This window comes from Flavobacterium nackdongense (assembly GCF_004355225.1).
Lineage (GTDB): Bacteria > Bacteroidota > Bacteroidia > Flavobacteriales > Flavobacteriaceae > Flavobacterium > Flavobacterium nackdongense.
The window spans coordinates 970,121-984,298 of sequence record NZ_CP037933.1 but is presented as its reverse complement, the minus strand read 5'-3'; the positions used below and the strand labels follow the sequence as shown (position 1 = coordinate 984,298).

The 14,178-nt window shown below is 35.6% G+C and carries 14 protein-coding genes; 12 read left to right on the top strand and 2 right to left on the bottom strand.

Annotated features, from left to right (window positions below; all coding sequences use genetic code 11):
* The first annotated feature begins 53 nt into the window (after positions 1-53).
* From ligA to E1750_RS03795, 3 genes are all read left to right on the top strand, one after another.
* On the top strand, positions 54-2,057 hold the full coding sequence (ligA, locus tag E1750_RS03805; RefSeq protein WP_133275494.1) for an NAD-dependent DNA ligase LigA: 2,004 nt from the start codon (positions 54-56) through the stop codon (positions 2,055-2,057).
* Positions 2,047-2,751, top strand: a complete 705-nt coding sequence (locus E1750_RS03800) for a lysoplasmalogenase family protein (RefSeq protein WP_133275493.1) — start codon at positions 2,047-2,049, stop codon at positions 2,749-2,751. Before ligA ends, E1750_RS03800 begins: the two co-directional genes overlap by 11 nt.
* Before the next feature lie 472 nt (positions 2,752-3,223).
* The gene (locus E1750_RS03795; RefSeq protein ID WP_133275492.1) at positions 3,224-3,430 is read left to right on the top strand and encodes a hypothetical protein; all 207 of its coding nucleotides are present in this window, start codon (positions 3,224-3,226) and stop codon (positions 3,428-3,430) included.
* On the opposite strand, the gene E1750_RS03790 is transcribed toward E1750_RS03795, so the two are convergent.
* On the bottom strand, positions 3,416-4,357 hold the full coding sequence (locus tag E1750_RS03790) for a bifunctional metallophosphatase/5'-nucleotidase (protein WP_133275491.1): 942 nt from the start codon (positions 4,355-4,357) through the stop codon (positions 3,416-3,418). The two genes, E1750_RS03795 and E1750_RS03790, sit on opposite strands and share 15 nt — an antisense overlap.
* A 22-nt stretch (positions 4,358-4,379) precedes the next feature.
* Entirely contained in the window at positions 4,380-5,159 is a 780-nt protein-coding gene (locus E1750_RS03785; protein WP_133275490.1) for a 5'-nucleotidase C-terminal domain-containing protein, read from the bottom strand.
* Between the two features lie 47 nt (positions 5,160-5,206).
* Between E1750_RS03785 and E1750_RS03780 the strand changes: the two genes are divergently transcribed.
* The 9 genes from E1750_RS03780 to E1750_RS03740 all read left to right on the top strand — a co-directional run bounded on the left by E1750_RS03780 (position 5,207) and on the right by E1750_RS03740 (position 14,129).
* Positions 5,207-5,725: a DUF6913 domain-containing protein gene (locus E1750_RS03780; RefSeq protein ID WP_133275489.1), complete on the top strand. Its 519-nt coding sequence runs from the start codon at positions 5,207-5,209 to the stop codon at positions 5,723-5,725.
* Between the two features lie 8 nt (positions 5,726-5,733).
* Entirely contained in the window at positions 5,734-6,621 is an 888-nt protein-coding gene (gene dapA, locus E1750_RS03775) for a 4-hydroxy-tetrahydrodipicolinate synthase (protein ID WP_133275488.1), read from the top strand.
* Between the two features lie 207 nt (positions 6,622-6,828).
* A complete protein-coding gene (locus E1750_RS03770; RefSeq protein ID WP_133275487.1) occupies positions 6,829-7,626 on the top strand; it encodes an outer membrane protein assembly factor BamD in 798 nt (265 codons plus the stop codon).
* Between the two features lie 11 nt (positions 7,627-7,637).
* Positions 7,638-7,955 (top strand): DNA-directed RNA polymerase subunit omega, encoded by a 318-nt coding sequence (locus tag E1750_RS03765; protein ID WP_133275486.1) that lies wholly within the window; start codon positions 7,638-7,640, stop codon positions 7,953-7,955.
* A gap of 9 nt (positions 7,956-7,964) precedes the next feature.
* Positions 7,965-9,176 (top strand): bifunctional phosphopantothenoylcysteine decarboxylase/phosphopantothenate--cysteine ligase CoaBC, encoded by a 1,212-nt coding sequence (coaBC, locus tag E1750_RS03760; RefSeq protein ID WP_133275485.1) that lies wholly within the window; start codon positions 7,965-7,967, stop codon positions 9,174-9,176.
* Positions 9,169-10,053: a type IX secretion system protein PorD gene (gene porD / locus E1750_RS03755; RefSeq protein ID WP_133275484.1), complete on the top strand. Its 885-nt coding sequence runs from the start codon at positions 9,169-9,171 to the stop codon at positions 10,051-10,053. Before coaBC ends, porD begins: the two co-directional genes overlap by 8 nt.
* Before the next feature lie 50 nt (positions 10,054-10,103).
* Entirely contained in the window at positions 10,104-11,756 is a 1,653-nt protein-coding gene (gene recN, locus E1750_RS03750; protein WP_133275483.1) for a DNA repair protein RecN, read from the top strand.
* Positions 11,757-11,814: 58 nt separating this feature from the next.
* A complete protein-coding gene (fabV, locus tag E1750_RS03745; RefSeq protein WP_133275482.1) occupies positions 11,815-13,005 on the top strand; it encodes an enoyl-ACP reductase FabV in 1,191 nt (396 codons plus the stop codon).
* Positions 13,006-13,130: 125 nt separating this feature from the next.
* The gene (locus tag E1750_RS03740) at positions 13,131-14,129 is read left to right on the top strand and encodes a glycosyltransferase (protein WP_133275481.1); all 999 of its coding nucleotides are present in this window, start codon (positions 13,131-13,133) and stop codon (positions 14,127-14,129) included.
* Positions 14,130-14,178: the final 49 nt, after the last annotated feature.

Sequence of the window (14,178 nt, the reverse complement as noted above, 5' to 3'; positions counted from 1 at the left end):
ATTGGTTATTTTAGTCTTTTATTTCAAAAGCTACGATAGCCAATTTTTATTTTATGGACATTCAAAACACAATTCAGACTTTACGAGAGGAATTAAATCGGCACAATCACAATTATTATGTGCTGGACACACCTACAATTTCTGATTTTGAATTTGATCAAAAACTCAAGCAACTTCAAGACTTAGAAAATACCCATCCCGAATATTTTGATGAAAACTCTCCAACTCAACGGGTGGGAGGGGCGATCACTAAAAATTTTGAAACGGTTAAACACGAGCATAGAATGTATTCGTTGGATAATTCGTATTCAAAAGAGGATTTACTTGATTGGGAAAATAGGATTCAAAAAGTGCTCGGTGAAGTTGATTTAGAATATACTTGTGAATTGAAATACGATGGAGCATCAATTAGTATTACTTACGAAAATGGAAAACTAGTTCGGGCTGTCACCCGTGGTGATGGGGTTCAGGGTGATGATGTAACGAATAATATTAAAACGATTAAATCGGTTCCTCTACAGTTAAATGGGAATTTTCCAGCCAAATTTGATATTCGAGGGGAGATTATTTTGCCTTTTGCCGGTTTCGAGAAAATGAACCAAGAATTGATTGAAATTGGTGAAACACCTTATTCTAATCCCAGAAATACAGCTTCGGGAAGTTTGAAATTGCAGGATAGTGCGGAAGTGGCAAAACGACCACTTGATTGTTTGTTGTATTTTCTAATTGGCAACAAACTGCCTTTTCAGTCTCAATTTGAAGGTTTAGAAACGGCGAGAAATTGGGGGTTCAAAGTGCCCAAAGAATCTGGTTTGGCACGCAATATGGAAGAAGTGTTCCAGTTTATAGCCTATTGGGATGTTCACAGACATCAACTTCCTTATGAAACCGATGGTGTGGTGATCAAAGTGAATCGTTTTCAACACCAAGAAGAATTGGGATTTACGGCCAAATCGCCTCGCTGGGCAATTGCTTACAAATTCAAATCCGAACAAGTTTCAACGCGATTGAACTCGATTTCCTATCAAGTGGGAAGAACGGGAGCTATAACGCCTGTTGCCAATTTAGAACCTGTACAATTGGCTGGAACAATAGTAAAAAGGGCTTCTTTGCACAATGCAGACCAAATCGAAAAGTTGGATATTCGCATTGGCGATACCGTTTTTGTGGAAAAGGGAGGAGAGATCATTCCAAAAATCATAGCTGTTGATTTCAGTAAACGATCTGAAAATTCAGAGCAAACAAAATACATTACTCATTGTCCCGAATGCCAAACTCAATTGATTCGTGGCGAAAGTGAAGCCAATCATTATTGTCCCAATTTTTATGGTTGTCCACCCCAGATTATAGGTAGAATTCAGCATTTTATTTCTAGAAAAGCGATGGATATCGAAGGTCTTGGCGGCGAAACGGTGGCGTTATTATTCCACAACGGATTGGTTCAAAATTACGCCGATTTGTACCTATTGACGGTAGAGCAAATTTTGCCATTAGAAAGAATGGCACAAAAATCGGCTGAAAATTTAGTCCGTGGAGTCGAAAATTCAAAAAATATTCCTTTCGAACGTGTTTTGTATGCCCTTGGGATTCGTTTCGTGGGAGAAACTGTAGCCAAAAAATTGGCTAAACATTATAAAAGCATAGACTCGTTGCGTGAAGCCAGCTTGATGGATTTAGTTTTGGTTGATGAAATTGGAGAAAGAATTGCGCAAAGTGTTCTTGATTTCTTTGAAAATCAAGAAAATAGCGTTATAATAGAGCGATTAAAGCGCTACGGCATTCAATGTGAAACCGTTGAAATTATAAATCCCAATGCGACAGAGAAACTTTCAGGCAAAACCTTTGTAGTCTCTGGTGTCTTTGAAGAATTTTCGAGAGACGATTTGAAGAAAGCCATCGAAGATAATGGAGGAAAAGTAGGCAGTTCGATTTCAGCCAAGACCGATTATGTAGTGGCTGGGGCCAATATGGGGCCTGCAAAATTAGAAAAGGCAGTCAAATTAAATGTTCCAATTATTTCGGAAATCGATTTTAAAAAAATGCTTCATGAGGGCTAACAAACCATCGTTATATTTGTATTTTGCGGCTTGTTCTCTAGTGGTCATTTTTAAATTGCTGGGGATGAATTCGTCTGTTCTATATGCGAAATCGGCGATAATCCCTTTGCTATTTGTTTATTACTTCATAACCAATAATTACAAGATATCATTTGTGAAAGCGCTGATTTTTTTGTTTTGCTTTATTGGAGATATTTTCAATTTATTGCAATTCGAAACTTCGCCTTTAATTGCCCTAATGTCCTTTTTATTGGTCAATTTGCTGCTTTTGAAACTTGCTTTGGGCGATTTAAATTCCCTAAAATTTAATAAGCAAGACCGGATTCCTATTGTGTTAACCTTGCTTTTTGTGCTTTCTATATGTATTTCGGTTTTGAATCTTCAATTCGAAAATATTGTATTTGATTTTTCCTTGTACATACTTTATGGTGTAGCTTCGGCTATTTTGAATTTTGTGGCGATTAATAATTACCTCAAAAAAGCGAATTTCGCCTTTTTGAATTTAATGGTTTACGGGGTTTCCTCGATGATTTCGGATGTGTTTTTTATGATCAACAAATTTTATTTACCTTTATTTGCTTTTGAGTTTATTCAGGTTTTTGTTCAGGTTTTTTCCTATTTTTTTATGGTGACCTATTTTATATCCAATGATGAGTATAAGCTGAAAATAAAAGAAAATGAAATTAGTCAATAGAGCGATGGAATCCAGCAGGATATTGGTATGGGGCTATTTCAGTATAGCAATCCTCGAGGCTAGTATGGAATTATTTTCGTATAAACCGCTATTAATTGTTTTTAAACCCCTAGTTTCTATAATTTTAATGTTATTGTATTGGACTACCTCTCCGAAAAAAAATCCGATTTTTTTCGTAATAGTAGTTTTTTTATTGATTACCAGCTTGTTCTTTATTTATAATACAGAAATAATGTTATTTCCGGGTTTAGTTAGTTTTTTTATCCATCGATTACTGATCATTTATTATATTCTCAAACTTTTAAAACTCAAAGATTATATTCCTTTGTCCATCGCGACGATACCTTTTTTGTTTCTATTCTTTTATTTGTTATCGATTTCAGATAACATCAGTTCTAGAAGTTATGTGATAATAATTTTTCAAAATATATTAATTTCGATAATTGCCGGGATCACTTTTTCAAATTATATAATGCATTCCGATCATAAGCAGGCCACGTGGCTATTTATTTTTGGTTTATTGTCCATCGCACAGTATTTTATTGTGTTTATTGAAAAATACTATCTCTCAGAATTATCGCCAATCAGTTTTAGACCCTTGGCGATGATTTTGAACGCTGCCGTTTATTTTGCTTTTTACAAATGGGTCATTAGTGTCGAAAGATTAAACGACGATTGATTTTCCTTGGGCCGATTTAGATTTATCATTGTCAAAAAAGAAATCAATTCGCCCTAAATTGATGCCATAACAGCCCACTTGATTGACCAAAACTTCTTTGCCCTCCAGATTTTTTACAATAGTTGGTTTATCCAGAAATGTATGCGTATGACCGCCAATAATTAAGTCTATGTCCTTAGTTTGCTCGGCAAGTTTTAAATCGGATATTTTATTGGCATCATCCTTAGCATATTTGTAGCCCAGATGCGAAAGACAAATAATCAAATCACATTTATTTTCTTTTTTTAGAATGCGAACCATATCTTGTGCCGATTCCAGAGGATTGTTGTAGACCGTTTCTTTCGACATTCGTTTATCTACCAGGCCTTGCAGCTCGATTCCAAGACCAAAAACGCCAATTTTTATGCCATTTTTATTGAAAATTTTGAATGGTTTTACGAATCCATTCATCGAAGTATTCTTGAAATCATAGTTTGCCGAAACAAATTCGAAGGTGGCATGCGGCATTTGCGCAGCTAATCCATCAACGCCATTATCGAAATCGTGGTTGCCAATAGTAGATAAATCATATTGCATCATACTCATTAGTTTGAATTCGAGTTCGCCACCGTAATAATTAAAATAAGGTGTTCCCTGAAAAATATCGCCGGCGTCCAGCAACAAAACATTTGGGTTTTCTTGACGAATAGTTTCTATCAAACTTGCTCGCCTGGCCACTCCGCCCATATTCGGATTTCGGGGATCATCTATTGGAAATGGATCAATATGGCTGTGAACATCATTCGTATGGAGGATGGTTATGTGTTTGATATCGGATTTAAAACTGCTTGCTGACACCTGAGCCGCAGTCGAATAAAGCGGAGCCAAACCTAAACCTATTAGCGCGGTACTCGCTGTTGTTTTTTCTATAAATTCTCTTCTTTTCATTGCTTTTTTTTCTAAAACCTATTTATTCTACGCTAACTCTCTGGTCTTTTAGGACGGGAATCGTATCCACTTCTTTGAAATAATCGATTAATACGTTTCTTAATTTATAGTCCAAATCATATTTTTGAATTCCTTTCAAAAAGAAAGTCATATTATCTCCTCCGTTCGATAAATAATCATTCGTTGCTACATAATAAAGGCTATTGGCATTTAATGGTTTTCCTTGTATTAAAATGTTTTTTGCGGTTTTATCCTTGCCAATTGTAAATGTTATTCCCGCCAGCGGATGGGGTTTTTGTGTGGCAATAAAATAATTAACCAGCTCTAAAACCTGCTCTCCTTTGAGCGCAATAACCACCAAACTATTTTCGAAAGGCATAATTTCGAACGCAGTTCGAGCCCTAACATTTCCTTTTGGCAGAATCGCTCGGATTCCTCCACTATTTAAAATGCACAGGTCGATTTCCTTTTTTTCGCGAGTTTTGAAAACAATATTACCTCTGTTCAAGGTCGCATCAGCCATTAAATTTCCAATCGTGGACTGCCATTTTCCATCATTTTTATCCAAAGTGGCAGGGCAATACGCCAATATACTATCCAAATCTTTGTTGATATGTTCGCGATAGGGCTTTACGTAGTTTTCAATTTGTTGATTTTGTGATTCTTTATCGGTTAGAGTGAATTTTTTAGCTTCAATTTTTGTGACGTAATAGGGTTGTTTTCCACAAGAAGCAAGGATTAAAAATGTTAAGAATATAACAAAAAGTTTCAAAACACCATTATACTTTTTTAGCTTTGCCATCTGAAATGCGACTTTATTAATTAATTTTGTAACCAAGTAAAAGTACTATGTTTTTAAATTATATCAAGAATTATTTTTTATTAAAAATCATAAAGAATAATTTGAATAATGTCAAGAGCAGTAAGGAGTTAGTCGCGATTCAAACTATTGGTTTACTGATTGATGAGAGCTATTTTGGCGATAAAGAACTTTTGGTGCAAGAGCTAATTGCAAATGGAATTGCCGAAACTAACATCAAAATTATAGTTTTTCGGGACAAATGGAAAAAAAATGAGTCGTACTTGCTGCCTACATTCGGGACAAAACATCTGAATTGGAATGCACAAATCACAGAACCTCTTTTGAGAGAGTTTATGAAAGAGCGATTCGATTTGTTAATCAATTATTATGATGTCGAAAAAGCTTTTTTGCTTAAAGTTACTAATAATTCGAAAGCCAAATTTAAAGTGGGATTTTCATCCGTCGATAAACGATTAAATCATCTGATGATCAATACAAATGCCGAGAATCATACCGTTTTTGTCCACGAATTGTTTCGGTACTTAAAAATATTAAATAAAATATAAAATAAATTATGCAATCATTAATAGGAACGGGTGTGGCACTTGCAACTCCCTTTAAAAAAGATTTATCCATCGATACCGAAGCATTAATACGAATAGTAAATCTTTCTATTGATGGTGGTGTCGAATACCTTGTTATATTAGGAACCACAGCAGAAAATGCGACAATGACGCAAGCCGAAAGAGAGTTTGTGATTCAAACCGTGGTCGATACAAACAAGGGACGATTGCCGATGGTACTTGGTGTAGGAGGCAACAATACCGCAGAAGTTGTTGCAGAGTTAAAAACAAGAGATTTATCACCATTTGATGCCATTCTTTCTATTTCGCCTTATTACAATAAACCCACTCAAGAAGGCATTTACCAACATTTCAAAGCTATTGCACAAGCTTCTTCTGTTCCCGTGATTTTGTACAATGTGCCAAGTCGAACCGGAAGTAATATGTTGCCCTCAACAGTGCTGCGATTAGCCAATGATTTCGAAAATATTGTGGCAATTAAAGAAGCTGCCGGCGATATGATTCAAGCCTTGCGATTGATAAAAGACAAACCAAAAGATTTTCTGGTACTTTCTGGCGATGATATGATTGCTTTACCAATGGTATTAGCCGGTGGTTCTGGAGTCATTTCAGTGATAGCACAAGGGTTTCCAATGGAATTTTCTGAAATGATCCGATTGGGGTTGAATAGAAAAGTAGACGATGCCTTCAAATTGCAATATCAATTTTCAGATGGTATCGATATGATTTTCGAACAAGGAAATCCGGCAGGAATCAAGCAAGTTTTTCAATCCTTAGGTATCGCGGAGAACACACTGCGTTTGCCTTTAGTACCGGTTGATGAATCTCTCGCGAATCGAATTGATGGTTTTGTAAAGAATATCATTCAATTATCGTAAAATATCAACTTTTTATAACAAAAAAAATATATTTTGTAGTGGCTAAATTTATGCCTAAATTTGCCACCGAAACTTTTATACTAGTTGTAGCCTCCATTATTTTCTGATTCCAAAGAGAAAAATAGAAAGATCATCGCAATCAATACTGGTTTCATCATCATGCCCGAAAGGTATACATTTCAAATTTTTAAATAAAACATCATAATAGTGGGTAAAAAAATTGTATCGTTGGTACTTCTTGTCGTTCTTTTCGCTTCTTGTAGTGAATATCAAAAAGCTTTAAAAACGGAAGATGTGGCTGTAAAATTCGAAATGGCTACTAAATTATATGAGGCAGAAAAATATAACGATGCCATTCGTCTGATAGAACAAATTGCTCCTGCTTACAGAGGAAAACCTCAGGCCGAGAAACTGTTTTATATGTTTTCAATGTCCTATTATAAAACCAAGCAGTATTATCTTGCGGCATATCAATTTGAGAGTTTTGCTTCTGGCTATCCGAAAAGTGAAAAAATTGAAGAAGCAGCCTATTTAGGAGCAAAGTGCTTTTCGAAACTGTCTCCAGTATATAGTTTAGATCAAACAGATACGTTCAAAGCCATCGAAAAATTGCAAGGATTTATAGATACTTATCCCAATTCGACCTATATTCCCGAAGCCAATAAGTCCCTTCGAGAGTTGAATGACAAATTGGAGAAAAAAGTGTTTGAAAATGCAAAGCAATACAATACCATTATGGATTATAAATCGGCAATGGTAGCCCTTGACAATTTTGTGTCGGATTATCCCGGTACGCCCTATAAAGAAGATGCTCTTTTTTATAAATACGATTCCGCTTATAAATTGGCAATAAATAGTGTATCTGACAAAATGGTTGAAAGATTGAATGTCGCTAAAACCGCTTACGGCAATTTAATTAAATTTAAACCCGATACAAAATACAAAAAAGTGGCCGATGAAATGTTGGCTAAAATTGAAACAGATTTAAAAAATTTCACTAAATAATAAACAAAGTCATGGATTTAAGAAAGACAAATGCTCCGGTAAACACAATAACGTACAACAAAAATGTTATTGAAGAGCCTACAGGAAATGTGTACGAGGCTATAACTATTATGGCCAAAAGAGCAAATCAAATCAATTCTGAAATCAAAAAAGAATTGACCGAAAAATTGGAAGAGTTTGCTACTTACAATGACAGTCTAGAAGAAGTTTTTGAAAACAAAGAACAAATCGAAGTGTCTAAGTTTTACGAAAAATTACCTAAACCACATGCCTTAGCTGTTCAAGAATGGTTGGATGGAAAAATCTACCACAGAGACGGAAACAAATAAATATCAAAAATGTCAGTTTTAAGCGGAAAGAAAATTTTACTAGGAATTTCTGGTGGAATTGCAGCTTATAAAACAGCTACATTAGTTCGACTTTTTATAAAAGCAGGTGCACATGTCCAAGTGATAATGACACCTGCTTCTAAGGATTTTATAACGCCACTTACTTTATCCACATTATCCAAAAACCCAGTTTATTCCAGCTTTTATAATCAAGAAGAGGATAACGAGAAATGGAATAGTCATGTCGAATTGGGGCTTTGGGCCGATCTTATGATTGTGGCGCCGGCTACGGCCAATACTTTGTCTAAAATGGCCAACGGCGTTTGCGACAACCTCTTAATTGCAACCTATTTATCGGCAAAATGTCCTGTGTATTTTGCGCCTGCAATGGATTTGGATATGTATATTCATCCTTCTACATTGGAGAGTTTTCACAAACTGAAATTGTTCGGAAATACAATGATTCCTGCCGAAAAAGGAGAACTTGCTTCTGGCTTATCTGGCGAAGGAAGAATGGCGGAACCGGAACATATTGTTGCGTTTTTAGCAGCCGATTTAGAAAGTAAATTGCCTCTCAAAGGAAAAAAAATATTAATTACTGCTGGTCCAACATACGAAGCCATAGATCCTGTTCGTTTTATAGGAAATCATTCAACAGGTAAAATGGGGTATGATATCGCTCAAAGTGCGGCAAATCTTGGCGCATCCGTAATTTTGGTTTCTGGACCATCGCATCAAAAGATTGAAAATAGCTTGGTGCAAATCGTGCCTGTGGTTTCTGCTCAGGAAATGTATGACGCTTGCCATACCTATTTTTCTGATGTAGATGTGGTTATCGCAGCCGCTGCCGTAGCCGATTATAAACCGAAAAACAGTGCGTCCCACAAAATAAAAAAAGAAGTTGATGAGTTTGTTTTAGAACTCGAAAAAACAAAAGACATCTTGTCCTCTTTAGGTGAAATGAAAGAAAAACAGTTTTTGATTGGTTTTGCATTAGAAACCGAAAACGAAATTGAGAATGCCAAGTTGAAAATTCAGAAAAAAAACTTAGATTTGATTGTTCTTAATTCGTTGCAAGACGAAGGAGCAGGTTTTGGTAAACCGACCAATAAAGTTACTTTTATCGATAGGGATTTCAAAGTTGAACCTATGGAATTAAAATCGAAAGAAGCCGTTGCTGATGATATTGTAAACAAAGTAATAGCACATTTTTATGAATAAAATAATTGTTTTTTTCTTTTTACTAGTTTGCGGAATGGCTCATGCTCAAGAGTTAAACTGTACTATTAATGTCAATACCCAAAAGTTGCCAAATGCAAATCAACAGGTTTTTAGAACTTTGCAAACTTCATTGAGCGAATTTGTCAATAAAACGCAATGGACAGAAAGGGTTTTTAAACCAAGTGAGAGAATCCAATGTTCTATGGATATAGTTTTATCTTCTTATGATTCAGATCGATATACGGCTACTATTACCGTTCAATCATCAAGATTAGTCTTTAATTCCACTTATTCCACGCCAGTTTTAAACTATAATGACAAAGATTTTAGTTTCAATTATACTGAATTTCAGCAGCTGGTATTCAATCCATCTGAATTTGAATCGAATTTGGTTTCGGTTATTTCTTTTTACTGCAATCTCATTATTGGATTAGATGGCGATACATTTACCCCATCAGGAGGCACTACTTTTCTAGAAATTGCGCAAAACATTGCCAATGTAGCGCAACAAAGCGGCTATAAAGGCTGGAGCCAATCCGATGGACTTACAAGCAGGTATTTTTTGGTAAATGATTTATTAGCATCGGCTTACACAGACCTTCGGCAATCCTCATTTTTATATCATTCTGGTTTAGATATGATGTCTCAGGATCTGAAAGCGGCCAAAGAAAAAGTTAAATTGTCCTTGATGAACTTGGGTAAATTCAGTGCTACAAAACCTAACGCCTTCTTGACTCGGGTATTTTTTGATGCCAAATCCGATGAGATTGTGTCCATTTTTTCAGGTGGTCCAAGCATACCAATTGGTGATTTGGTCGATAGCTTAAATCGTTCTTCACCATTGAACTCTAGTAAATGGGTGAATATTAAAAATTAATACACTTCTCGAATTTTTAGTTTTGGGTTACTCTTTCAAAAAAACAATTCATGATAACTTCTCTATCGATAAAAAACTATGCGCTAATTGAAAAACTGTCGATCGACTTTTCGAAGGGATTTTCGATTATTACCGGAGAAACAGGCGCAGGAAAATCGATTATTTTAGGAGCTTTGGGACTGGTTTTAGGCAAAAGAGCCGATTTGACTTCACTTAAAAATAAGGAGGAAAAATGCATTATCGAAGCGCATTTTGAAATTTCGAAATACAATCTACAGCCATTTTTTGAATCCAATGATTTAGATTATGAAGCGGATACAATCATTCGTCGCGAAATTCTCCCCTCGGGAAAATCGAGGGCTTTTGTCAATGACAGTCCAGTGAATCTGCAGGAATTGCAGGAGTTGAGTTTGTTATTGATAGACATTCACTCGCAACATCAAACCCAAGAACTTTCAGAAGAAAAAGTGCAATTCGAGATTATTGATGCTATTGCCAATAATATAGACAGTATTTTGGAGTATCAATCCCTTTTGAAAAGCTATAAATCGGATAAATCAAAGTTGAATTTGCTGCTTAAAAAACAAGCTGAATCATATAAAGAACAGGAATACAATACTTTTTTGTTAAACGAATTGGTAGAATCCAATTTGAAATCGGGAGAACAAGAAGTTCTTGAATCCGATTATGAAAAGCTAAACAATGTCGAAATAATTAAAGAATCTATCGATAAATCTTTGGCTATTGCCAATGAAGAACAAATAGGAGTGATGCCTAACTTGAAAGAAATAAAAGTTTCTTTGCAAAAAATTGCTACCTATTCAACCGAATATTCTTCGTTATTAGAGCGAATTACAAGCCTTACAATTGAATTTGATGATATTTCGGACGAATTGAATCGTTGCGCAGACAAGCTTTTCAATGATCCGGAACAATTGGAATTGATTAGTCAAAAATTGCAACTAATCTATAATTTACAAAAAAAACACCAAGTTTCGACAGTAGATGAGTTGCTAGAAATTCAAACCAAATTGGAGAATTCTGTTTTAGAATTAGGAAATTTAGAACAAGAAATAGCTTCTTTGACCAATTCAATTCAGGAAAAAACGGCTACTTTAGATAATTTGTCCAAAGAGATTCATGATAAACGAGTAAAAGCAGTTCCAGTTTTATCGGATCAACTAGTTTCAATTTTAGAGACTTTAGGAATGCCAAATGTTCGTTTCAAAATGGATATCAATCCGACTATGACCTATTTCGAAAACGGAAAAGATGAACTTCAATTTTTGTTTTCTGCCAATAAAGGAACCGATTTTGGCTTGCTAAAAAAAGTAGCCTCAGGTGGCGAAATGTCAAGGATTATGCTGGCTGTCAAAGCAATATTGGCCCAATATTCAAAATTACCAACCTTGATTTTTGATGAAATTGACTCTGGCGTTTCAGGCGAAATAGCTAACGGAATGGGAGAAATTATGAAAGAAATGAGTCAGACAATGCAGATATTCGCCATTACCCATTTACCTCAAATTGCGGCAAAAGGAACAGCACATTTCAAGGTTTCAAAGGCGACCGTTGGCGAAGATACCCTGTCAGAATTGCGATTATTATCAAACGAAGAACGTGTTGTTGAAATTGCTCAAATGTTATCCGGAACTGTGGTTTCGGATTCCGCATTAAACCACGCAAAAGCCTTGTTGAATTAAAGAAATGACTTATATTTGTCCACTTAAAAATAGCGATTAATAGAATAATTTTTGCATTATGATTATAGAACCAAGAATGAGAGGATTTATTTGCGTGACTTCACACCCTGATGGTTGTGCGCAAAGCGTAAGAAATCAAATTGAATATGTCCAATCAAAAGGAGAAATTGATGGTCCCAAAAAAGTTTTAGTTATTGGAGCTTCAACCGGATTTGGTTTGGCTTCGCGGATTGCTGCTGCTTTTGGTTCAGATGCTGCAACAATTGGTGTGTTTTTCGAAAAACCCCCAGTAGAAGGAAAACCAGGTTCTCCAGGTTGGTATAATTCTGCTGCTTTTGAAGCTGAGGCTTATCAAGCAGGATTGTATGCCAAAAGCGTCAATGGGGACGCTTTTTCTAATGAAATTAAAAGACAAACTTTAGATTTGATCAAAGCAGATTTAGGTCAGGTAGATTTAGTAATTTATAGTTTGGCTTCTCCTGTTCGTTTGCATCCTGTTACAGGCGTTTTGCATCGTTCGGTTTTGAAACCAATTGGAGCCACTTACACCAATAAAACAGTTGATTTTCATACAGGAGTTGTCACTGATATTAGTATTGCTCCTTGTCAGGATGATGATATTGCTAATACCGTTGCTGTGATGGGTGGCGAGGATTGGGCTATGTGGATTGATGCGCTGAAAGCTGAAAATTTGCTTGCTCCGGGAGTTAAAACTGTTGCTTATTCCTATATTGGACCATCTTTGACCGAAGCGGTGTACAGAAAAGGAACTATTGGTCGTGCAAAAGATCATCTGGAAGCGTCTGCTTTTTCGATTTCGGATAGTTTGAAATCTATCGACGGACAAGCATTGGTATCGGTGAATAAAGCTTTGGTAACTCAAGCCAGTTCTGCTATTCCGGTGATTCCGTTGTATATTTCTTTGTTGTATAAAATAATGAAAGAGAAAGGCATTCACGAAGGTTGTATTGAGCAAATCCAGCGTTTATACCAAGACAGATTGTATACCGGCGAGGCAATTCCAACCGATGATAAAGGGAGAATTAGGATTGACGATTGGGAAATGCGTGACGATGTTCAAGAACAAGTAGCCGCTTTATGGCAACAAGCTACCACTGAAAGTTTAGCAGAAATAGGTGATTTAGAAGGTTATAGAAAAGATTTCTTGAACCTGTTTGGTTTCGATTTCGCAGGTGTGGATTATAAAGCCGATTCTGATGAAATGATTGACATTCCAAGTATTTCATAGCCATATCTATTTAGTTTTAAATACAAAAAGTCAAACCATCACAGATTATGTGGTGGTTTTTTTGTGGATAAAAGTTTATCTTTGTTAAAATTTTTAAGTCAAACGATTCACTTTATTTTTAGTTTATGTTGTTTTCTTTAATCATACCCGTTTACAATCGTCCGGAGGAAGTGGATGAACTGTTAGAAAGTTTGTCACAACAAGATTATGCGGATAATTTTGAAGTGATAATTGTCGAAGACGGTTCTAGCTTGAGATGTGATGATGTGGTGCGCAAATATGCTGGTAAACTGCACTTATCCTATTCATTTAAAGAAAATTCAGGCCCCGGCGATTCTCGAAATTACGGAATGAAAAAAGCAAATGGCGATTATTTTATCATTTTCGATTCGGATTGTATTATTCCAAAAAGCTATTTAACTGAAGTTGCTAAAGCATTAAAAGAAAATTATGTGGATTGTTTTGGAGGACCTGATGCGGCTCTAGATAGTTTTTCGGATATTCAAAAAGCCATCAATTTTGCAATGACTTCTTTCCTTACCACAGGCGGAATTCGTGGTGGTTCGGAGAAAATCGATAAATTTCAACCTCGAAGTTTCAATATGGGATTGTCCCGAAAAGCGTTTGAGGCTTCCAAGGGTTTTGGAAATATTCATCCTGGCGAAGATCCCGATTTATCCATTCGATTGTGGAATTTAGGTTTTGATACGAAACTTTTTCCAAAAGCTTACGTGTATCATAAACGAAGAATTGATTGGAATAAATTTTCAATTCAGGTGAATAAATTTGGTAAAGCCAGACCCATCCTCAATAGTTGGTATCCTCAATACAGTAAGCTCACCTTTTTCTTTCCATCGGTTTTTATAATTGGTTTATTTTTTGCTGTGATATTATTGGTTTTTACCTACGATATTTTACTGCAATTGTATTTTGTTTATTTTTTAATGATTTTCTTGGTGTCAACGTATAAAAACAAAAGTTTTAAAGTAGGTTTGTTATCCATCAAAGCGGTTTGGAAACAGTTTTTTGGCTACGGATTGGGATTTATCGAATCATTTTTGAAGGTCATCATTCTCAACCAAAAACCACAGGAAGCTTTCCCAGAGTTGTTTTTTAAAAAATAATTATTATTCAATTGTGTTTTAAAAAACGGTACAAATTGAATCCAAATAG